This window comes from Telluria sp. ZB2R32 (assembly GCF_059685715.1).
Genome location: NZ_JCASIG010000007.1, coordinates 203,797 through 224,942, shown reverse-complemented (window position 1 = coordinate 224,942; position 21,146 = coordinate 203,797). Strand labels below are relative to the sequence as shown.

Sequence of the window (21,146 nt, the reverse complement as noted above, 5' to 3'; positions counted from 1 at the left end):
TAAGCGCATAATCAGCCGGTACACCCGGCTGATTGTTTTTCAAAGTATCAACGCTCTTCTCTCAGGACTCCCATGGCTTACGAAAACCTGATGGTTTTTACCGGCAACGCTAATCCGGCGCTAGCAGAAGGGGTCGCAAAAAGCCTCGGTATCCCCCTCGGTAAAGCAGTCGTCTCGAAATTCTCGGACGGCGAAGTCATGGTCGAAATCAACGAGAACGTGCGCGGCAAGGATGTCTTCGTCCTGCAGTCGACCTGTGCTCCGACCAACGACAGCCTGATGGAAATCATGCTGATGGTCGACGCCCTCAAGCGCGCATCGGCAGGCCGCATCACCGCCGCCATCCCTTATTTCGGTTACGCCCGCCAGGACCGCCGCCCACGCTCGGCGCGTGTCGCGATCTCGGCCAAGGTCGTTGCCAACATGCTCGAAGAAGCCGGCGTCGAGCGCGTCCTGATCATGGACTTGCACGCCGACCAGATCCAGGGTTTCTTCGACATTCCGGTCGATAACATCTACGCATCGCCGCTGCTGCTGGGTGACCTGCAAAAGCGCAACTACGACGACCTGCTGGTCGTTTCGCCGGACGTCGGCGGCGTGGTGCGTGCCCGTGCGCTGGCCAAGCGCCTCGGCTGCGACCTGGCGATCATCGACAAGCGCCGTCCAAAGGCGAACGTGTCGGAAGTCATGAACATCATCGGCGAAGTCGAAGGCCGTAACTGCGTCATCATGGATGACATGGTCGATACCGCCGGCACCCTGACCAAGGCTGCCGAAGTGCTCAAGGAGCGCGGCGCCAAGAAAGTGGTTGCGTATTGCACGCACCCAGTGCTGTCGGGTCCTGCGATCGAGCGTATTTCGAACTCGCCGCTGGACGAACTGGTCGTGACCGACACGATCCCGCTGAGCGAAGCCGGCCGTGCCTGCGGCAAGATCCGCCAGCTGACCTGTGCGCCGCTGCTGGCCGAGACCTTTAAACGTATCGTCAAGGGCGACTCGGTCATGTCGCTGTTCGTCGACTAAAGAATCAAGCATCAACATGCGGCGCGCCCGGCTTCAAGCCCGGCGCGCCGTTGTACTGTAAGACGAATTTCTTGAGCGCGTCATCAGCGCTCAGCCAAGCCGGTCCCTGGTCGCGGGGGCGGCACAAACCGGGAAATCGGGCGGATATCTTCCGCATGCGATCCCAAACTTATGGAGTTTCACATGAAAGTAGTTGCATTCAACCGCACCCTGCAGGGCACCGGAGCGAGCCGCCGCCTGCGCAAGGCTGGCCAGACCCCAGGCATCATCTACGGCGGCGCCGCTGCCCCACAACTGATCGCCCTGGACGGCAACGCCCTGTACCACGCGCTCAAGAAAGAAGCTTTCCACGGTTCCGTGCTGGACCTCGAAATCGAAGGCCAGGCCCAGCAAGTCCTGTTGCGCGACTTCCAGATGCACGCATACAAGCAACTGGTCCTGCACGCTGACTTCCAGCGCGTCGACGCATCGCAGCCGATCCACACCAAGGTCGCCCTGCACTTCATCAACGCCGAGACCTCGCCAGCCGTCAAGCTGAGCAGCGCTGTCATCTCGCACGTGCTGAACGAACTGGACGTGTCCTGCCTGCCAGGCCAGCTGCCAGAGTTCATCGAAGTCGACCTGGCCAACCTGGAAGCCGGCCAGTCGATCCACACCGGCGACCTGAAGCTGCCAGAAGGCGTGACCGCACTGACCCATGGCCAGAACCTGACCATCGTCACCTCGTCGATCCCACGCGGCGCCGTTGCTGCTGAAGCGACCGAAGAGAAGAAGTAATTTTTTCATGTGCCGCGCGAGCGGTGCTGAAAACCAAACCCGCCGCGCGCAAGCCGGCGGGTTTTTTCATTTCCGCCGCCTGTGCATTTCCTCCTGCTCGTTTCTTAATCGGCGATAATCCTCCTTTTCCTGACGCGACCGCTATGTCCATCCGCCTCATCGTCGGCCTCGGCAACCCTGGCCCCGACTACGAACAAACCCGCCACAATGCCGGCTTCTGGCTGGTCGACAACCTCGCCAATAGCCTGCCCGGCTGCCGCCTGCAGCGCGAAAGCCGTTTCAACGCCATGATGGCGAAGACCAGCATCGGCGGCAACGAAGTCTGGCTGCTCGAGCCGCTCACCTTCATGAACCGTTCCGGCCAGTCGGTCGGCGCGCTGGCGCGCTTTTATAAGATCAATCCGGACGAAGTGCTGGTCGTGCACGACGAACTCGACCTAATGCCGGGCGTGGCCAAACTCAAAAAGGGCGGTTCCTCGGGCGGCCACAACGGTTTAAAAGACATCACCGCGGCGCTCGGCACCCAGGAATACTGGCGCCTGCGCCTCGGTATCGGCCACCCGCGCACCCTGGGCCTGAACCAGGGCGTCGCCGACTTCGTGCTGCACCGTCCGCGCAAGGACGAGCAAAGCCTGATCGAGGAATCGATCGACAAGGCCTTGCGCATCATTCCGCTCGCCGTCGACGGCAAACTCGACACGGCGACGATGCAGCTGCACACCGCTTAAACGCCACCTTACTGCGCGCCCGGACGCACCAGCCCGCGTGCGAACACATAGTCGGCCACCTGATGGCTCAGCGCCTGGCCGCCGGTCTTGTCGAACTGCCAGTGCACGCCCAGGTAGATCCGGCTTTGCCCCGCTTCCTCTTCCGCCTGCGTCAGGTTGGCGTAGCTGCGCGGCAGGCGCGGGCGCACGCGGCCGTCGTTGTCGCGCGTGATGCCGTTGTATTCGTCCGAGACGAAGGTGAAGGGCACCCGGTCGCCGTAGAGCCGGCGCAGCATGTGGAAGGTGGCGCCGCAAAAGCCGGCGTGGCCGGACACGTAGGACGGGAAGGGCGGCGTGAAATCCGGGCCGGTGAGGTTGCTGGCGGGGGCACCCAGTGGCGTCCAGCCCGGATCGCCACGGGTGTCCGGATTGCCGTCGCCCTGGCCGGTCGGGCCGGTCCCGGGACTGGCTTCGCGAATCGCGACGACCGGGCGCCAGAAATCGTAGGCGTACTTCACTTCCCATCCGGTAATGGTCGCATCGGCAATCGCCACGTTTACCAGCGCCAGCACGCGCGCCAGTTCGAGCGCGTCGTTGCAGCGCTGCAGGGCGATCTGCATCGTGATCTGGTTGAACAGGCGCGCCGGCGTGCCGATCCAGGCCGTGCTGTCATACGCCCAGTAAATGCCGGCAACGGTCTGGTCGGGCGTACGTTTGGTCGGCGTGCGCACGCCATCGCCGCCCAGTTGCTTCACCTCGTTGAAGGCGCGCATATAGGCCGCGCTGGCCAGCGGCGGCGGTGGCGGCAAGCGGAACTGGGTGCTCGACTGCAGCACGAACGGTTTGACGCCGCGCCACCAGGCGCCGAGCGCAATCGGGCTGCGGCTGACCGGGTCGGGCCGCCACTGTCCGGACGCGTTGCTGACCGGGTAATCGACGCCGACGATCGGTTCAGTATCGTAGGCGCCGTCGCCGGCGCGCAGCGCCAGGATCGCGGCGGCCGCGCGACGGCCCACGTCGATGCCGTTGAGCTTGGCGCGGCCGTCCGGCAGGCGCGCCAGGTCGGCATTCAGCCAGGCATCGAAGCGCGGTTTCTGGCGCGGATAGAGTGCGGCCAGGGTGTCGTGCGCCGCCTGGGCAATGGCGGCATCCTGCGCGCTGTCGGGGTAGGCCTGCAGCGCACCGGTATAGCCGGGATAGCGCCTGACGATCGCATTCACCGCGTCGTAGATGGCAATGTGGAAGATCGCCATTGCCCGGCTGGTACGCGTCGGCCCGAGCTGCTCGGCCTCCATTTCCACGTTGCCGACGACGGCCGGCGTATGGTCGACTGCGTTGGCGCGCTGCGCGACTTCGTTCCAGTAGGCCAGGCGCGCCTTGGCATTCGCCCCGGCCGGCGGCGCATAGCGCGGCGGCAATTCCTGGGTGCCGGGCTGGGTCTGGTAGACGACCGGCCCGCCACCGATCGGGGGCCGCGTACCCGCCGCGGCCGGCGGGCCAGCCAGCGACATCAACAAAGAGCAGCACAACAACGAGCACAGCATAACGCGCGACTTCATGACGGTTCTCCAGTCGGGAAAAGCGGATCGGTGCGGCAGGCGCCCGCCTGACGGCACGGACCACCCGGTGTCGAGTCGAGCTTAGAAATGGATGAATTAAAAAACAAGCGGAACAGCGACGGGGCTTGATTTCGCCCAGCTAGCATTCTGCTCTGCATTAAAGTGCTCGGCGCCATTCTTTCTGCCGGTCTAACGTTTGCGGACGGCAGCCGCTGCACGCCGCCGGGCCTCCTGCGATAATGGAACGCATGAGTGCACTTTCCTTCCACGCCGGCCCGCGCGCGCTGGCCCGGATCCGCGCGCACGGCTTGCGCGCGGCCGACGTCGCCGTCATTCCTGCCGCCGCCGGCGGTCCCAAGGGCCTGATCTTCCAGGCGCTCGACCAGTACGTGTTCGGCGAATGGCTGCCCGCCAGCCCGCGCGAACGCACCCTGATCGGTTCCTCGATCGGCGCCTGGCGCATGGCGGCGGCTTGCCAGCGCGACCCGGTGCGCGCCTTTGCCCGCCTGGGCGAACTGTACGCCGGCCAGCGCTATACCAGCACCAAGCCGAGCACGCAGCAGATCGACGCGGTGGTGCAAGGCCTGCTGCACGCTTTTGTGAGCGGCCACGAGGACGATATTTTGAGCCACCCGCAACACCGCCTGCACCTGCTGGCCGTGCGCGGCAAGGGAGCGCTTGCAGAACCCGCGCACCGGCGCGCCGAGATGCGCGGCTTCGCGGCGGCGGCGCTGACGAATTTCGCTTCGCGCGCACGCCTGGGGCGGCTGCTGGAACGGGTCGTGATCGGCGACGCCCGTGCCCCGGCCGCCTGGCTGCGCAAGGAGTTCGACGGGTTTACGACCCATTTTTCCCCCCTCACGAGAAATAACCTGGCCGCCAGCCTGCTCGCCTCGGGCACGCTGCCGCTGATCATGCAACCAGTGACGGGTATCGAAGGCGTGCCGCCCGGGCACTACTGGGACGGCGGCATTATCGACTACCACCTGGCGCTGCCCTACGCTCGCCTCGAGCAGGACGAGCCGGACGCCATCGTGCTGTATCCGCATTTCAACGAACACATCGTGCCCGGCTGGCTCGACAAGGCGATGCCGTGGCGCCGCTGCGCGCGCGGCCCCAACCGCGGCTGGCTCGACAACGTGCTGATCGTCGCGCCCACGCCGGCTTTCATTAAAACGCTGCCGCGCGCCAAGTTGCCGGACCGCAGCGATTTCAAGTTTTATGGACTCGACCACGACGCGCGTATCCGCGCCTGGTCGCAGGCGATGGGGGCGGGTCAGCGGCTGCGCGACGAGCTGGCGGCGTTTATCGCGCGGCCAGACCTGGCGCGCCTGCGTGCGATCTGACAGCCATCGGGGCGGCGCCGCGACTGTGGCGCCGCGCCTGTTTTTGCGGCATGCGGCGGCATCCGCGGTTACAATACGGGGTTACGAGCTGCGCTACCGCGCTCACCACCATCGAATGAAAGAATTCCCATGAGTCTCCAATGCGGCATCGTCGGCCTGCCCAACGTCGGTAAGTCCACCCTGTTCAATGCGCTGACCAAGGCCGGCATTCCGGCCGAAAACTATCCGTTCTGCACCATCGAACCGAACGTCGGCGTGGTCGAAGTACCGGACCCGCGCATGCAGGCGCTGGCCGACATCGTCAAGCCGGAGCGCGTGGTGCCGGCCATCGTCGAGTTTGTCGACATCGCGGGCCTGGTGGCCGGCGCCTCGAAAGGCGAGGGCCTGGGCAACCAGTTCCTGTCGCACATCCGCGAAACCGACGCCATCGTCAACGTGGTGCGCTGCTTCGAAGACGACAACGTGATCCACGTGGCGGGTAAAGTCAGCCCGATCGACGACATCGAAGTCATCCAGACCGAACTGGCCCTGGCCGACCTGGGCGCCGTCGAAAAGGCGATCCACCGCGAAAACAAGAAGGCGCGCTCGGGCGACAAGGATGCGGCCAAACTGGTCGCCATCTGCGAACGCCTGCTGCCGCACCTGAACGAAGGCCAGCCGGTGCGCACGATGGGCCTGGACGCCGACGAGATGGCGCTGATCAAGCAGCTGTACCTGATCACCGCGAAACCGGCGATGTACGTCGCCAACGTCTCGGATACGGGTTTCACCAACAACCCGATGCTCGACCAGCTGACCGAATTCGCCAAGAAGCAGAACGCCCCGATCGTCGCGATCAGCGCCTCCATCGAATCGGAAATCGCCGACCTCGACGACGCCGACAAGGCCGCCTTCCTGGGTGACATGGGCATGGAAGAACCGGGCCTCGACCGCCTGATCCGCGCCGCCTATAAACTGCTCGGCCTGCAGACCTATTTCACCGCCGGCGTCAAGGAAGTGCGCGCCTGGACGGTAAAAGTCGGCGCCACCGCCCCGCAGGCGGCCGGCGTGATCCACACCGACTTCGAACGCGGTTTTATCCGCGCGCAGACCATTTCGTATGACGATTACATCGCCTACAAGGGCGAGGCGGGTGCGAAGGAAGCGGGCAAGATGCGCGCCGAGGGCAAGGAATATGTGGTCAAGGATGGGGATGTGTTGAACTTCTTGTTCAACGTCTAACCTTGTACGACCGGCGCCGCTGCTGCGCACCGGCATCGACAGAGCCCGCCGCGTGCGGGCTTTTTTTTTGCGTCCAGATTGTATTCGCGTCGGCCGCTGGTCATCAAGCTGACATACTGCCCCGTTATTCTGCGCCTCCATGAACGCGGCAATCGCCGCGCACGACCCTGACTTGGAGAGACGCATGAACCCGACCCCCGAACTGTCCCGCCGCCGCCTGCTGCGCATGCTGGGCGCCGCCCCAATGCTGCCGATCGCCAGCGTTGGCGCCGCCTCGCTGCTGACCGCCTGCGGCGGCGGCAGCGACGATGACGCAGCCCCGGTGGCCGTGGCCCCGGTGGCGCCGGTCGCCACCCTCGGCTCGGTCACCTTCAGCTCGATGGCCGCACCGAACCTGGCGAACGCCGCCGCGATGGCGACCAACACGGTCGGCTCGACCATGAGCGTGAACTTCAGCGACAGCAGCAAGCTCGATTTCAAGCTCGCCTATCAACCCTTCTTCATCACCGGCGACATGGTCCCCAATGGCAGCGGCGGCACGATCCTGGCCGGCGGTTACTACGACATCCGCAACCAGCCGATCGTCGACACCACCGTGCCTGGCAAGGAGCGCCACTTCTTCTCGGACGCGCCGGACGGCACCTCGCTGTTGACGGTACCGAACGCCAGTGTGGCGGGCGTGAAGGGCAAGCCCGTGTTCGCCGTGGTCCAGTTCGAGTACACGACCTTTGCCCAGGACGGCAAGACCGGCATGTACGGTCGCCTGCCGTCGCCGATCGGCGTGCTCACGCTCGACCAGGACCAGTCCACCGGCAAGCTCACGCTCGTGAAATACCATAACGTCGACACCTCCAGCGTCGAGGGCTTGTGGATCACCTGCGGCGCCAGCCTGTCGCCGTGGGGCACGCACCTGTCGAGCGAGGAGTACGAGCCGAACGCGTTCACCGCCGCCAGCGATGCCCAATTCAAAGCCTTCAGCAAGAATTTGTATGGCAGCGAGACGACGGCCAACCCGTACCACTACGGCCACTTGCCGGAAGTGACGGTCAACCCGGACGGCACCGCCTCGATCAAGAAGCACTACTGCCTGGGCCGCATCTCGCACGAGCTGGTGCAGGTGATGCCGGACCAGCGCACGGTGCTGATGGGCGACGACGCCACCAACAGCGGCTATTTCGTGTTTGTCGCCGATAAGGAGAAGGACCTGTCGAGCGGCAGCCTGTACGTGGCCAAGGTCGGCGCCGGCTTCTCGCTCGACCCGGCAGCTGCCGCCGCGCCGCTCACCTGGATCAAGCTTGGTTCGGCTACCAGCGCCGAGATCCGCGCGCTGGCCGTGTCGGTCAAACCGATCGACATCATGGACGTGCGCACCGCCGACCCGCAAGACCCGACTTTTACCAAGGTGGCGGCGAACGGCGCCATCGAATGGATCAAGCTGAAACCGGGCATGGAAAAGGCGGCGGCCTTCCTCGAAACCCACCGCTACGCATCCCTGGTCGGCGCGTCGATGGGCTTTACCAAGATGGAAGGCACGACCGTCAACGCCAAGGACAAGATCGCCTACTCGGCGCTGCAGAACTGCCAGAGCTCGATGGTGGCGGGGAATGCCCTGAACGTGGCCGGCAACGGCGTCTCGATTCCAAAGGCGCTCAATGCCGGCGCGGTGATGGCCCTGAAGCTGGCCGGCGGCCAGAAGGATCTGACTGGTGCGGCGATCAACAGCGAGTGGATGCCGGTCGATTTGAAGGCGCTCTTGACCGGCGAAGACATCGCGGCCGACGCCCTCGGCAACACGGCCAATCCGGACCGCATCGGCAATCCGGACAACCTGAAATTCTCGGAAAAGATGCGCACGCTGTTCATCGGCGAAGACAGCGGCCAGCACGTGAACAACTTCCTGTGGGCCTATAACGTCGACACCAGGGTGCTGTCGCGCGTGATGTCGATTCCGGCCGGCGGCGAGTCGACCGGGCTGCATGCGGTCGATGAACTGAATGGCTGGACCTACATCATGAGCAACTTCCAGCACGCCGGCGACTGGGGCGGTATCCACAACGTGGTCAAGGGCACGCTCGATCCGCTGGTGCGAGCGAACTACAAGGACAAGTTCGGCGCAGCCGTGGGGTATCTGACGGCGGACTTGAGCCAGACGAAGTTGGCCAAGGCGTGATGTCCGACCACGCGTCGTCGTCGTCGGCGGGGGCGCTTGGTCATTGATGGTGTAACGCGTGGAGTCGGGACTCCACCCTACGAGGTTGTGAAAAAATCGCCATGGCGGCGTTGCGCCGCCTTGCCGTACCCACGCGTGGAGTCGGGACTCCACCCTACGTATACCTGAGTTCGTAGGGTGGAGTCCTGACTCCACGCGTTTTTACGAGTGGCATCCACGCGGCATGCGATACTGTCGCCCTCATGCCCACGCTCACCCACCTCATCCTGTACCCGATCAAATCCTGCGCCGCCATGCCGGTCGAGGAAGCGATCGCCACCGTCTCCGGCCTGTCCGCACTGGGCGTGCACGACCGCGAATGGATGCTGGTCACAGAAGACGGCCATTTCCTGACCCAGCGCGAATTCCCGCGTATGGCGACGATTGTTCCGCGCGTCGAGGGCGATGAACTCCTCGTCGGCGCGCCCGGCATGGCGCCGCTGCGCCTGCCGCTGGCGCAGGCGTCAACCCGCACGCTGCGCGTACAGATCTGGGACGACTCCGTCGACGCCATCGACTGCGGCGATGCCGCCGCCGCCTGGTTCGGGCAAGTGTTGAACACCACCTGCCGCCTGGTGCGCTTCCGCCCGGATGCGGCGCGTCCGACGAGCGAAAAATGGACCGGCGGCGCGCCTTCAAGCGCCCGCTTTGCCGATGCCTATCCGCTGCTCCTGATCGGCCAGGCCGCGCTCGACGAGATCAATGTCCGCATGCTGGCCGCCGGACGCGACCCGCTGCCGATGGACCGCTTCCGCCCGAACCTGGTGGTCGACGGCACCGATCCGTTCGAAGAGGACTATACCGAGGCCTTCGCGGTGGACGGCATCGTCATCAAACCGGTCAAACCCTGCGCGCGCTGTCCGATTCCGGCGATCGACCAGGCGACAGGTATTCCCGGCCCGGACCCGCTCGACATCCTGCAAACCTGGCGCGCCAAGGCGGTGCTCGACGGCGCCGTGTGCGTCGGCATGAACTGCATCGTGGCCGACGGGGCAGGGCGGCCCTTGCGCCGCGGGCAGCAACTCGCGGTCAGCCTGTCGTTTTAAGGCAGCGCCGCGGCTGGCGCCGGCGAAAAAATCGGCCATCCCGTTCTCAAGCGTGGGAAAGTCACGTAATGTAACGGGTATTGCTGAAAGGAATTCCCATGCACCAGTCGGATGCCGCTGTGTTGCCCAACCCGCAGGACCAGCGCGACCTCGTCGCCGAGAACGAAGCCCTGCGTGCACAGGTCGGCTATGTCATGGAGCAGGCGCAGCGCAACCACGACATCATGTGCCGGCATCAGGCGTTTGACCTGGAAATCGTTGGTGCGGCCAACTTCCCGCAACTGGTCGGCACCATCTTTCGCCTGCTGCCCGTCATTTCCGACCTCGACAGCGTGACCCTGGCGCTGGTCGACACCGACGCCGACATTTATACGGTCATGCACAAGCTGGGCATCGACTTCGAGACGCTGCCCGACCTGCTGTTTTGCGAGCATGCGGTGGAACTCGGCTTCGAGGTCGAACATGCGCGTCCGCGCCTGGAGCCGTACGCGCATGGCGCGCACCGCGCGATGTTCCCCCATCCGCCTGCGGGCCTGCAAAGCGTAGCCCTGGTGCCGCTGCTGCGTAATCAACGCCTGATCGGCAGCCTGAACCTGGGTAGCCGCGACAGCGAGCGCTTCACGCCGGCGCTGGGCACCGACTTCGTCGAGCACATGGCCTCGATCATCGCGATCTGCCTGGAAAACGTGATCAGCAACGAGATGCTGAAGTACATCGGGCTGACCGATCCGCTGACCGGCATCTACAACCGCCGCTACATCGACCGTCGCCTGGTCGAAGAGATCGCGCGCGCGCGGCGCCAGGACTACCGCATCTCCTTCATGTTCATCGACGTCGATTATTTCAAACAGGTCAACGATAGCGTTGGACACCAGGCCGGCGACGACGTGCTGCGCGAAGTGGCGGCGCGCATCAAGATGGAATTGCGCCTGTCCGATGCGCTGGCGCGTTTCGGTGGCGAGGAATTCGTGGTGCTCCTGATCGACGCCGACCTGGCGGCGGCGGCTTTAGTGGCCGACCGCATCTGCGCGGGTGTGGCCGATAAGCCGTTCGACCTGGCGGGCGGGCAGTGCCTGGACGTGTCGGTGTCGATCGGTGTGGCGGTGCTGGATGACTATCAGCGCGACCATGCGATCGAGGGCGTGGCGCAGCAACTGGTGGCGTCGGCCGATGCGGCGCTGTACCAGGCGAAGGAGACGGGGCGGAATCGGGTCGTGACGGCGGAATGAAATAAATTTCACCCGTAAGGTGGGCGGCTTCACCCAGAAATCTGTATCGCGTTAGCTGTAACGCCGCCCACGCGTCCAAGCGGCCGAAGCATACCGCACAATCATTCCAGCACCGGTTGAACGCGTGGGCGGGGGACCCGCCCACCTTACGTCCCTCCAGCCCATACCGCATCACCGTACCATCACAGCAACCGTCCCTCCGCCCGCGTCACCGCATCGCCCGACCCGCGCAGCACCACCACGTCGCCCGCCTGCAGCACCGTCCCCGGCACCGGTTCGATGCGCACGCGCGCACGCCGGATGCCGCTGACTTCCGCTTCCAGTTCGTCCAGCCCGAGTTCGTCGATGCGCCGGCCGACCGCCTGCGCTTCTTCGTTCAGCACCACCGAATGCAGGCGCACGTACATGTGCTCGGGGTCGTCGACGACGTCGCTGGCGCCGTGAAAATAGCCGCGCAAGGAGGCGTAGCGTTCGTCGCGCGCGCTCTGCACGCGGTGCACCACGCGCCGCAGCGGCACTCCGACCACGACCAGGGCGTGCGAAGCCAGCATCAGGCTGCTCTCGAGCGCTTCCGGCACGACTTCGGTCGCGCCGGCCTGGCGCAGCAGTTCGAGATCGCTGTCGTCGTGGCTGCGCACGATCACCGGCAACGAGGGCGCCAGCTCGTGCACCAGGTGCAGCACTTTTAACGCCGCGCGCGTGTCGGCGAAGGTGATCACCAATGCACTCGCCCGATTAATGCCGGCCGCGATCAGCGCTTCGCGGCGGCCGGCGTCGCCGTAACTCACACTCGATCCCGCCGCCTGCGCTTCCTGCACCCGTTCCGGATCGAGGTCGAGCGCATACCAGGGCAGCTTTTCGTCGGAGAGCAGGGTCGCCACGCTTTGCCCGCTGCGCCCGAAGCCGGCGATGATCACGTGCTTTTGCGCCGCCATCGTGCGGCTCGCCAGCTGCGTCAGTTGCAGCGACTGCATCATCCATTCGTTGGCGGCGATCTTCATCACGATCTGGTCCGACTTGGCGATGACGAAAGGCGCGACCAGCATCGACAGCACCATCGAGGCCAATACGAGCTGCATCAGGAACGGGTCGATCAGGTTCGAACCCGACGCCATATTCAGCAGCACGAAGCCGAATTCGCCGGCCTGCGCCAGGGCGAGGCCGGTGCGCATCGCCACGCCGTCGCTCGATCCGAACATTTTTGCCAGCACCGCGATCAGCGCGAACTTCAGCAGCACCGGCACGGCCAGCAGCAGGAGCACCAGCCACCAGTTCTGCAGCACCAGCCGCATGTTCAAGAGCATGCCGATGGTAATGAAGAACAGCCCGAGCAGCACGTCGCGGAAGGGCTTGATGTCTTCCTCGACCTGGTGCTTGAACTGGGTTTCGGAGATCAGCATGCCGGCGACAAAGGCGCCCAGCGCCAGCGACAGGCCGGCGCGTTCGGTGATCCAGGCCGCGCCCAGCGTCACCAGGAGCAGGTTCAGCATGAACAGTTCCTGCGAGCGGCGCTTGGCCACCAGGGTGAACCAGCTGCGCATCAGCTTCTGGCCGAAGAACAGCAGCAGCGCCAGCACCGCCGCCGCTTTTACGCCAGCCCAGGCCAGCGTTTTCACCAGGTTCTCCGGGTCCTTCGCCAGCGCCGGAATCAGGATCAAGAGCGGCACCACGGCCAGGTCCTGGAACAGCAGGATGCCGATGATGCGCCGTCCATGTTCGCTTTCCAGCTCCAGCCGTTCGGTCAGCAATTTGACGACGATCGCCGTCGACGACATGGCCAGCGCGCCGCCCAGCGCAAAGGCGGCCTGCCAGCCGATGTGCAGCTGCGGCGCCCACAGGGCGAGCACCAGGCCGCCGATGACGGTGGCGACGATGGTCAGCACCACCTGCGCCAGGCCCAGGCCGAACACGATGCGCCGCATTGCGCGCAACTGGGCCAGCGAGAATTCGAGGCCGATCGAGAACATCAGGAACACCACGCCGAATTCGGCCAACGCGTGGGTCGAACCGGTTTCGGCCGCCAGGCCCAGCGCGTGCGGGCCGATCAGCACCCCGACGGCGAGGTAGCCCAGCATCGGCGGCAGGTGCAGGCTGCGGAAGACGACGACGCCGAGAACGGCGCTGCCGAGCAACAAAAGGGTCAGTTCAAGGCCAGATGCCATACGATGAGTACTCTTTCTACGAACGGAGCGTTGTTCGATACGTCTGGCAAGTTTTTTGCTTTCGCAATTCGTTTATACTTCCAGAATGAGTGTAACCGATGAAAAAACAATGCTGAACAGTTTTGACGAGAACCAGGCGGGACGCATATTGACGCTGGCCCGCGAGACCCTCGCGATCGAAGCCGAGGCCATTCAAGCGCTGCACGCACGGCTCGACGCCGACGACAGCCTGGTGCGCGCAGTGGCCGTGCTGTACGCCTGCAGCGGCCGCGTGGTCGTCTCGGGCATGGGCAAGTCGGGCCATATCGCGCGCAAGATCGCCGCCACGCTGGCCTCGACCGGCACGCCGGCCATGTTCGTGCACCCGGGCGAAGCCGCGCACGGCGACCTCGGCATGGTGACCGCGCAGGACGTGTTCATCGCCATCTCGAATTCCGGCGAATCGTCGGAGCTGATGGACATTCTGCCCGTCGTCAAACGCATGGGTACGCCGCTGATCGCCATGACCGGCAAGCCGCAATCGCGCCTGGCGCTGCTTGCCGACGTCCACCTCGACATCTCGGTGGCCAAGGAAGCCTGCCCGATGAACCTGGCGCCGACCGCCAGCACCACGGTGACGCTGGCCATGGGCGACGCCCTGGCCGTGGCCCTGCTCGATGCGCGCGGGTTCCGTGAAGAAGACTTTGCGCGCTCGCATCCGGGCGGCGCGCTGGGACGGCGCCTGCTGACCCACGTGCGCGACGTGATGCGCAGCGGAGAAGCGATTCCCGCCGTGAGCCCGGACACGCCAATGACGCGCGCGCTGCTGGAGATCAGCCAGAAGGGCATGGGCATGACCGCCGTGGTCGACCCGGCCTTCAAGCCGCTCGGCGTGTTCACCGACGGCGACTTGCGCCGCCTGATCGAACGCGTGCAGGACTTTTCGAATCTGACCATCCGCGACGTCATGCACGTCGGCGCGCGCACCGTGCACCCCGAGCAGCTGGCGGTCGATGCGGTGGCGATCATGGAAGAATTCCGCATCAACCAGATGCTGGTGATCGACGAGAACGGCGTGCTGGTCGGCGCCCTGCACATCCATGACCTGACCCGGGCAAAGGTGATCTGATGGCTGACTCCCTTACTCCGCTGGCCCACGTCGAACGCGCCGCGCGCATCAAGGTCATGATCTTCGACGTCGACGGCATCCTCACCGACGGCAGCCTGACCTATGGCCCGGACGGCGAGATCACCAAGACTTTTAACGTCCTCGACGGCCTCGGCATCCAGCTGCTGCAAAAGACCGGCGTCGAAACCGCCATCATCAGCGCGCGCAAATCGCCGATCGTGCTCGCGCGTGCAAAGGACCTGGGCATCACCCATGTCTGGCAGGGTTTCCACGACAAGCGCATCGCGTTTGCCGAACTGCTGGCGCAGCTGAACCTCACGGCCGAGCAGTGCGGCTACATCGGCGACGACGTGATCGACATGCCGCTCTTGAGTAAAGTCGGCTTTGCCGTTACGGTGCCGAGCGGGCATCCGGAAGTGCAGCACCGCGCGCATTACGTCACCAAAGCCGGCGGCGGGCGCGGTGCGGTGCGCGAAGTGTGCGACCTGGTGATGCGTGCCCAGGGTACCTACGAGCAGGCCTTGGCCCCGTATTTCAAATGAGTTCGCATGAGTGAAATAAACGAATGGCGACCTACGTGAACAAACGCACCGCGCACCGCTGGCGTACGCTGGCGCTGATGCTGACGGCGGTGTTCTTCGCCTTCGGCAGCTTCTGGCTGTTGCAGGCCTTCGATTCCGACGACGGGCCGGGTGTGGCCAACAACCTGAACGAACCCGACTACATCGTCGAGAACTTCAGTTTCGTGCGCATGACGGAAAACGGCGTACCGCGCTACGTCATGTCCGGCGCGCGCCTGGCGCACCATCCCGACAACGACGTCTCGGAAGTGACTCGCCCGGTCGTCGAGAGCATGGCGCCGGAACGTCCGCGCATGACCATGCACGCCGACCGCGGCCAGGTCTACCATGGCGAAAACCGCGTCGAACTGATCGGCAACGTCGACCTCAAGCGCCCGGCCACGCCCAACAGCGAAGCGCTGCAGGCGCGCACCGAGGCGCTGACCGTGCTGGTCGACGACGAGATCGTCAAGACCAGCCGTCCGGTCCAGATGACGCTGGGCGCCGCCACGGCGCACGGGGTCGGCCTGGTGGCGGAGAACCCGACCCAGAAGCTGCACCTCGGCGGGCGCGGCCAGATCGTCTATCCGCCGCGCCCGGCGCGCGCACCCAACCAATAACAGGAACGAGCATCTATGAAAAAAAGCATTCACAACATGATTGCCGCCGCCTTCGTTTCGCTGCTGTCGCTGGCGCCGGCCCATGCCGAACGCGCGGACTCGCTCAAGCAGGCCGTCATCAATTTCGATTCGCTCGATGTCGATGAAGTCACGCAGACGCGCATCCTGACCGGCAACGTGATCCTCACGCGCGGCACGCTGACTTTAAAATCGGACCGGGCGCTGGTCAAGGAAACCCCTGAAGGTTACATGAGCGTGACCCTGACTTCGGGTCCGGGCCGGGTCGCCACCTTCCGCCAGAAGCGCGACGGCGGCCCCGACCTGTGGATGGAAGGACAGGGCGAACGCATCGAATACGACGAGCGCCAGGAAGTAGTGAAACTGTTCTCGAAAGCGATCGTGCGCCAGCTCGAAAACGGCCGCCTGACCAACGAACTCGATGGCGCCTACATCGCCTACGACAGCCGCCGCGAAGTGGCGACCGTGCGCAACGACGCCAGTGGCGAAAGCAAGGTGGGCGGCGGACGCGGCACCCTGATCATCGCACCACGCCGCGCACCGGCGGCAGGCGCCGCACCGGCAGCGGCTGGTTCCACCCCGGCGGCGCCGGCAGCAGGAAAGAAATAATGAAAGATGCACCTGACAGCCGCAGCACCCTCGTCGTCCGGGGACTGCAGAAAAGCTACGGCAAGCGCCTGGTCGTGCGCGACGTTTCGCTCCAGGTGGGTTGCGGCGAAGTCGTCGGCCTGCTCGGCCCGAACGGCGCCGGCAAGACCACCTCGTTCTACATGATCGTCGGCCTGGTGCCGTCCGACGCCGGCACCATCGAGATCAACGGCGCCGACATTTCGAGCCTGCCGATTCACCGCCGCGCGGTGATGGGCCTGTCGTACCTGCCGCAGGAAGCCTCGGTATTTCGCAAGCTGACGGTGGAAGACAATATCCGCGCCGTGCTCGAACTGCAGCACGACGAGAACGGCAAGTCGCTCACCAAAGCTGCGATCAACGACCGCCTGGATTCCCTGCTGGCCGAACTGCAGATCGAGAAGCTGCGCGAAAACCCGGCGCTGTCGCTGTCGGGCGGCGAACGGCGGCGCGTCGAGATCGCGCGCGCCCTGGCGACCAATCCGCGCTTCGTGCTGCTCGACGAACCGTTTGCCGGCGTCGACCCGATCGCGGTGATCGAGATCCAGCGCATCGTGCGCTTCCTGAAGGAGCGCGGCATCGGCGTCCTGATCACCGACCACAACGTGCGCGAGACGCTCGGCATCTGCGACCGCGCCTACATCATCAACCAGGGCGCCGTGCTGGCGTCGGGACGCCCCGACGACATCATCGCCGACGAGTCGGTACGGCGCGTCTACCTGGGCGAACACTTCCGCATGTAAGAACAGCACAGCGAACACACAGCGCCATGAAACAATCCCTGCAACTCCGGACCTCGCAGCACCTGGCGCTCACGCCGCAGCTGCAGCAGTCGATCCGCCTGCTGCAGCTGTCCACGCTCGAACTGCACCAGGAAATCGAGCAGATCCTGTCCGACAATCCCTTGCTCGAACGGCTCGACGATCCGCTCGACCACTCGGTGCGCCTGCTGGCCGACGGCGCCATCAACGACGCTCCGGCGCAGGCGCCCGAGGCGCCGGCGCCGAACGGTGAAGACGCGCCCGCCCCATCGGACGCGGCCGATGGCGGCGAAGGCGGCGACGTCGAACGCGGCGAGCCCGATGCCGACTGGGGAGAGGGCACGCGCACGTCCAACAGCGAGAACGACGACGACGGCCGTCCGCAACTGGGCGCCATCGGCATCACCCTGCGCGAGCACCTGACGGAACAGATCCGCGTGACCGGCGTGACGGCGCGCGACCGCGCCCTGGCCGAACTGGTGATCGACGCCATCGACGACAACGGCTACCTCGAAGAACAGCTCGACGAAATCCACGCGAGATTACCCGAAGAACTCGAGGTCGAGATCGAGGAACTGCGCTGCGCGCTGGCACTGGTGCAAAGCCTCGATCCGGTCGGCGTCGGTGCGCGCAGCGCGGCCGAATGCCTGGCGCTGCAGATCCGCAGCATGCCGGGCGTGCCGCTGGTAACGCGGCGCATGGCGCTGAAGATCGTCGAGGGCTACTTGACCTGGTTCGCGCAGCGCGAATTCAACAAGCTGAAAAAGGCGCTCGACTGCGACGACGAAGACTTGCGCGAAGCGCAAGCCGTGATCCGCCAGTGCAATCCGCACCCCGGCGCGGCGTTTGCGTCGAGCGCTTCGGATTACGTCGTTCCGGACGTTATTGTCCGCAAGACGCCGACCGGCTGGAGCGTCGCGCTGAACAACGACGTGATGCCGCGCCTGCGCGTGAATAACGTCTATGCCAACCTGCTCAAGGGCGGCAAGGGCGAGGGGCAGATGAGCGCGCAGCTGCAGGAAGCGAAGTGGCTCATCAAGAACATGCGCCAGCGCTTCGATACGATCCTGCGTGTTTCGCAGGCAATTGTGGAGCGCCAGAAGAACTTTTTCAGCCATGGCGCGGTTGCCATGCGTCCCCTTGTGCTTCGCGAGATTGCTGATACACTGGGTCTGCACGAGAGCACCATTTCTCGTGTAACAACTCAGAAATTCATGCTGACCCCGCACGGCATGTTTGAGCTGAAGTATTTCTTCGGAAGCCATGTCGCCACCGAAGCGGGGGGCGAAGCATCGTCGACGGCGATACGGGCGCTCATTGCGCAGCTGACAGGAGCAGAGGACCCAAAGAACCCATTATCCGATAGCAAGATCGCGGAAATGCTCGGTGAACAAGGCATGGTCATTGCGCGCCGCACGGTTGCAAAATACCGCGAGGCGCTCAAGATACCTCCCGTCAGTCTCCGCAAATCCTTGTAACAGCGGCCCCCACGTGCGTCCCAAGCGCCAGGCGGTGCCGCGCATTTATCAAAGGAGTGTGTATGAATCTCACCATCAGTGGCCACCACCTCGATGTCACCCCCGCCATCCGTGAATACGTACAGAACAAGCTCGAACGCATCACCCGCCATTTCGATCAAGTGATCGATTCCCATGTCATCCTCGCGATCGACAATCTCACCGAAAAAGACAAAAGGCAAAAAGCCGAGATCAACCTGCGCCTGTCGGGCAAGACGGTGCACGTGGAAAGTGTGGCGCAAGACCTGTATGCCGCGATCGACCTGTTGATGGATAGGCTCGACCGCCAGGTGATGAAGTACAAATCGATGCTGCAGAATCATAGTCACGAGGCGCTCAAGCGCCGTCCTGAAGGCGGAGAGGCCGCTGCTGCGATCTGATCGCGCACCGAGCACCGTCTGAACGAGGGCGCCGCACGGCGCCCTTTTCAATATGTGGGAGCGTTGCCGTGTCTTGGGTAAAATGCATGTCTCTCCCATCATCCTGCTGACCATGACCGACCATGTCCTGACCCGCGTTGCCAACGGCACCGGCATCATCACGCTCGACCGTCCCAAAGCCCTGAACTCCCTGTCGCTGGCCATGGTGCGGCGCCTGGCCGACATCCTGCTGGCCTGGCGCGACGACGCGGCCGTATCCGCCGTGGTACTTGCCAGCAGCAGCGAAAAAGCCCTGTGCGCCGGCGGCGACATCCGCTTCTTTTACGAGGCCGGCCACGCCATCCCGACCGCCAACAGCGCGCTGCTGGAAGACTTTTTTACCGAAGAATACGCACTCAATCACCTGATCCATTTTTATCCGAAACCCTACGTGTCCATCATGGACGGCGTGGTGATGGGCGGCGGCATGGGGATCGCCCAGGGCGGTCCGGAGACCGGCCTGCGCATCGTGACCGAGCGCACCAAGATGGCCATGCCGGAAGTGAACATCGGCCTGTTCCCGGACGTCGGCGGCAGCCATTTCCTGTCGCACGCGCCTGGGCAGCTCGGCAATTATCTGGGCCTGACGGGGTTGACGATCGGCGCGGCCGATGCGCTGTACGTCGGCCTGGCCGACGTGTTCGTGCCGGGCGCGCAACTGGGTGAATTGCATGCGCTGATCGAGACGACGCCGGGGGCGCAGCTGGCCGAGGCGATCCGTGCCTTTGCTGCGGGCTTTACCAGCGAGGTCGGGGAGAGCGTATTGAAAGCGCAGCGCGCCGCGATTGACACGCACTTCGGCGCCGGTTCGGTGGCCGCGATCATCGCCTCGCTGGCAGGGGATGACGACGCGTTCGCGCAAAAGGCGCTCGCCGCGATGCGCCAGCGTTCACCGCTGATGATGTGCGTGACGCACGAGATGCTGGTGCGCGGCGCGACGATGTCGGTCGCCGACTGCCTGCGCATGGAGCGGTCGCTGGTGCGCCGCAATTTCGAGCACGGCGAAGTACTGGAAGGCGTGCGCGCGCTGGTGATCGACAAGGACAATGCGCCGCAGTGGAATCCGCCGACGCTCGACGCCGTGACGCCGGAGATGATCGAGCGCTTTTTCGAGCCGGTGTGGCCGGATCACGCGCATCCGCTGCGTCACTTGAGTTGATAAACGCGGTGTAACGTAGGGTGGGCACTTGTGCCCACGCGGTCGTACGGCCGCGGACTGCAAAGCGTGCAAAGGGTATGAGAACGCCGCATATCGTGGTCACCGTCAACACTGATTAACCGGTGCAGCCGTGTGGGCACAAGTGCCCACCCTACAACTCTCTACGACTGCTCGCGGTGCCTCACCACCACGCGCTCGCTCTCGTTGAAATAGGCCGCCAGCCGCTCGGCCATGTACACCGAGCGATGCTGCCCGCCGGTACAGCCCACCGCCACCGTCAGGTAGCTGCGGTTATCGGTCTTGAACGAGGGCAGCCACTTCTCGACGAATTTGCAGATATCGTGCAGCATCTCGGTGGCGCTCGGCTGGGCGTCGAGAAAGGCGATCACGGGGGCGTCCTTGCCGTTCAGCGGGCGCAACGCCAGGTCGTAATATGGATTCGGGACGGCGCGCACGTCGAACACGAAGTCGGCGTCGAGCGGCACGCCGACCTTGAAGGCGAAGGATTCGAAGAAGAGCGTCAGCGGCGCATGCTGGACCTCGGCCAGTTCCTTGATCCAGGCGCGCAGTTTGTTCGCCGAGGCCTCCGACGTATCGATCACGTGGCCGAGCTGCTCGATGGCCCCCAGTCGTTCGCGTTCTTCGGCAATGCATTCGATGAGGGTACGGCGCGCGGCCGGATTCGCGCCCGGCATCAGGGTATGCGACAGCGGGTGGCTGCGCCGCGTTTCGGAAAAGCGCGCAACCAGCGAATGGGTGCTCGCGGTCAGGAACAGCACCTTGACCTGGTGCCCTTCTTCCTTGAGCGTGCGCACCGTGACTGGCAAGCCCGCCAGCGATTCGGCGCTGCGGGCGTCGACCGCCACCGCCAGTTTGATCGTGCTCGTCGCGACAGAATCGACCAGTTGCGGCAGCAGGGGCGGCGGCAGGTTGTCGACGCAGTAGTAACCTGCGTCTTCCAGGACATTCAGGGCAACCGACTTGCCCGAGCCGGAAATACCGGTAATGAGGACGATGTGCATGGCTCGATGATACCGCAAGCGCTGCCGCTTTGTCGTCTCAATCCCCGCTCAATCGC

19 protein-coding genes are annotated in these 21,146 nt (G+C 64.6%); 16 read left to right on the top strand and 3 right to left on the bottom strand.

Translation table 11 applies throughout. The features are described 5' to 3' along the window. The first annotated feature begins 72 nt into the window (after positions 1 to 72). The 3 genes from AC56LG_RS20420 (at position 73) to pth (ending at position 2,528) form a co-directional block, all read left to right on the top strand. Positions 73 to 1,023 carry a ribose-phosphate pyrophosphokinase gene (locus AC56LG_RS20420; RefSeq protein WP_056345247.1) on the top strand — a complete coding sequence of 317 codons (951 nt, stop codon included), beginning with the start codon at positions 73 to 75 and terminating at the stop codon, positions 1,021 to 1,023. A 183-nt stretch (positions 1,024 to 1,206) separates the two neighbouring features. Continuing rightward, on the top strand, positions 1,207 to 1,800 hold the full coding sequence (locus AC56LG_RS20415) for a 50S ribosomal protein L25/general stress protein Ctc (RefSeq protein ID WP_497167899.1): 594 nt from the start codon (positions 1,207 to 1,209) through the stop codon (positions 1,798 to 1,800). Positions 1,801 to 1,943: 143 nt separating this feature from the next. Further along, positions 1,944 to 2,528 carry an aminoacyl-tRNA hydrolase gene (pth, locus tag AC56LG_RS20410; RefSeq protein ID WP_497167898.1) on the top strand — a complete coding sequence of 195 codons (585 nt, stop codon included), beginning with the start codon at positions 1,944 to 1,946 and terminating at the stop codon, positions 2,526 to 2,528. A gap of 8 nt (positions 2,529 to 2,536) precedes the next feature. Here pth and AC56LG_RS20405 read toward each other — a convergent pair whose 3' ends face one another. Next, positions 2,537 to 4,066 carry a vanadium-dependent haloperoxidase gene (locus tag AC56LG_RS20405; protein WP_497167897.1) on the bottom strand — a complete coding sequence of 510 codons (1,530 nt, stop codon included), beginning with the start codon at positions 4,064 to 4,066 and terminating at the stop codon, positions 2,537 to 2,539. Between the two features lie 248 nt (positions 4,067 to 4,314). On the opposite strand from AC56LG_RS20405, the gene AC56LG_RS20400 reads away from it, so the two are divergent. The 5 genes from AC56LG_RS20400 to AC56LG_RS20380 all read left to right on the top strand — a co-directional run bounded on the left by AC56LG_RS20400 (position 4,315) and on the right by AC56LG_RS20380 (position 11,117). Continuing rightward, on the top strand, positions 4,315 to 5,412 hold the full coding sequence (locus tag AC56LG_RS20400) for a patatin-like phospholipase family protein (RefSeq protein ID WP_497167896.1): 1,098 nt from the start codon (positions 4,315 to 4,317) through the stop codon (positions 5,410 to 5,412). Between the two features lie 129 nt (positions 5,413 to 5,541). Beyond that, on the top strand, positions 5,542 to 6,633 hold the full coding sequence (gene ychF / locus AC56LG_RS20395; protein ID WP_497167895.1) for a redox-regulated ATPase YchF: 1,092 nt from the start codon (positions 5,542 to 5,544) through the stop codon (positions 6,631 to 6,633). 184 nt (positions 6,634 to 6,817) lie between these two features. After that, the gene (locus AC56LG_RS20390) at positions 6,818 to 8,803 is read left to right on the top strand and encodes a PhoX family protein (protein ID WP_497167894.1); all 1,986 of its coding nucleotides are present in this window, start codon (positions 6,818 to 6,820) and stop codon (positions 8,801 to 8,803) included. Between the two features lie 242 nt (positions 8,804 to 9,045). After that, positions 9,046 to 9,888, top strand: a complete 843-nt coding sequence (locus AC56LG_RS20385; protein ID WP_497167893.1) for an MOSC domain-containing protein — start codon at positions 9,046 to 9,048, stop codon at positions 9,886 to 9,888. A 98-nt stretch (positions 9,889 to 9,986) separates the two neighbouring features. Then, positions 9,987 to 11,117 carry a GGDEF domain-containing protein gene (locus AC56LG_RS20380; RefSeq protein WP_497167892.1) on the top strand — a complete coding sequence of 377 codons (1,131 nt, stop codon included), beginning with the start codon at positions 9,987 to 9,989 and terminating at the stop codon, positions 11,115 to 11,117. Positions 11,118 to 11,299: 182 nt separating this feature from the next. Here the strand turns inward: AC56LG_RS20380 and AC56LG_RS20375 are convergent, their stop codons facing one another. After that, positions 11,300 to 13,279, bottom strand: coding sequence for a monovalent cation:proton antiporter family protein (locus AC56LG_RS20375; protein ID WP_497167891.1), 1,980 nt, complete (start codon positions 13,277 to 13,279; stop codon positions 11,300 to 11,302). Between the two features lie 85 nt (positions 13,280 to 13,364). On the opposite strand from AC56LG_RS20375, the gene AC56LG_RS20370 reads away from it, so the two are divergent. The 8 genes from AC56LG_RS20370 to AC56LG_RS20335 all read left to right on the top strand — a co-directional run bounded on the left by AC56LG_RS20370 (position 13,365) and on the right by AC56LG_RS20335 (position 20,068). After that, positions 13,365 to 14,387 carry a KpsF/GutQ family sugar-phosphate isomerase gene (locus AC56LG_RS20370; protein ID WP_497167890.1) on the top strand — a complete coding sequence of 341 codons (1,023 nt, stop codon included), beginning with the start codon at positions 13,365 to 13,367 and terminating at the stop codon, positions 14,385 to 14,387. Further along, positions 14,387 to 14,929, top strand: a complete 543-nt coding sequence (locus AC56LG_RS20365; protein WP_497167889.1) for a KdsC family phosphatase — start codon at positions 14,387 to 14,389, stop codon at positions 14,927 to 14,929. The genes AC56LG_RS20370 and AC56LG_RS20365 overlap by 1 nt, the downstream gene beginning before the upstream one ends. 35 nt (positions 14,930 to 14,964) lie before the next feature. Then, positions 14,965 to 15,567 carry an LPS export ABC transporter periplasmic protein LptC gene (gene lptC, locus AC56LG_RS20360; RefSeq protein WP_497167888.1) on the top strand — a complete coding sequence of 201 codons (603 nt, stop codon included), beginning with the start codon at positions 14,965 to 14,967 and terminating at the stop codon, positions 15,565 to 15,567. Positions 15,568 to 15,582: 15 nt separating this feature from the next. Beyond that, a complete protein-coding gene (lptA, locus tag AC56LG_RS20355) occupies positions 15,583 to 16,194 on the top strand; it encodes a lipopolysaccharide transport periplasmic protein LptA (protein ID WP_497167887.1) in 612 nt (203 codons plus the stop codon). Further along, a complete protein-coding gene (lptB, locus tag AC56LG_RS20350; RefSeq protein WP_497167886.1) occupies positions 16,194 to 16,955 on the top strand; it encodes an LPS export ABC transporter ATP-binding protein in 762 nt (253 codons plus the stop codon). Before lptA ends, lptB begins: the two co-directional genes overlap by 1 nt. Before the next feature lie 26 nt (positions 16,956 to 16,981). Then, positions 16,982 to 18,451 carry an RNA polymerase factor sigma-54 gene (locus tag AC56LG_RS20345; protein ID WP_497167885.1) on the top strand — a complete coding sequence of 490 codons (1,470 nt, stop codon included), beginning with the start codon at positions 16,982 to 16,984 and terminating at the stop codon, positions 18,449 to 18,451. 62 nt (positions 18,452 to 18,513) lie between these two features. Then, positions 18,514 to 18,870 carry a ribosome hibernation-promoting factor, HPF/YfiA family gene (gene hpf / locus AC56LG_RS20340; RefSeq protein ID WP_056345188.1) on the top strand — a complete coding sequence of 119 codons (357 nt, stop codon included), beginning with the start codon at positions 18,514 to 18,516 and terminating at the stop codon, positions 18,868 to 18,870. Positions 18,871 to 18,982: 112 nt separating this feature from the next. After that, positions 18,983 to 20,068 carry an enoyl-CoA hydratase/isomerase family protein gene (locus AC56LG_RS20335; protein ID WP_497167944.1) on the top strand — a complete coding sequence of 362 codons (1,086 nt, stop codon included), beginning with the start codon at positions 18,983 to 18,985 and terminating at the stop codon, positions 20,066 to 20,068. Positions 20,069 to 20,229: 161 nt separating this feature from the next. On the opposite strand, the gene rapZ is transcribed toward AC56LG_RS20335, so the two are convergent. Continuing rightward, positions 20,230 to 21,090, bottom strand: coding sequence for an RNase adapter RapZ (gene rapZ / locus AC56LG_RS20330; protein ID WP_497167884.1), 861 nt, complete (start codon positions 21,088 to 21,090; stop codon positions 20,230 to 20,232). Between the last annotated feature and the right edge of the window lie 56 nt (positions 21,091 to 21,146).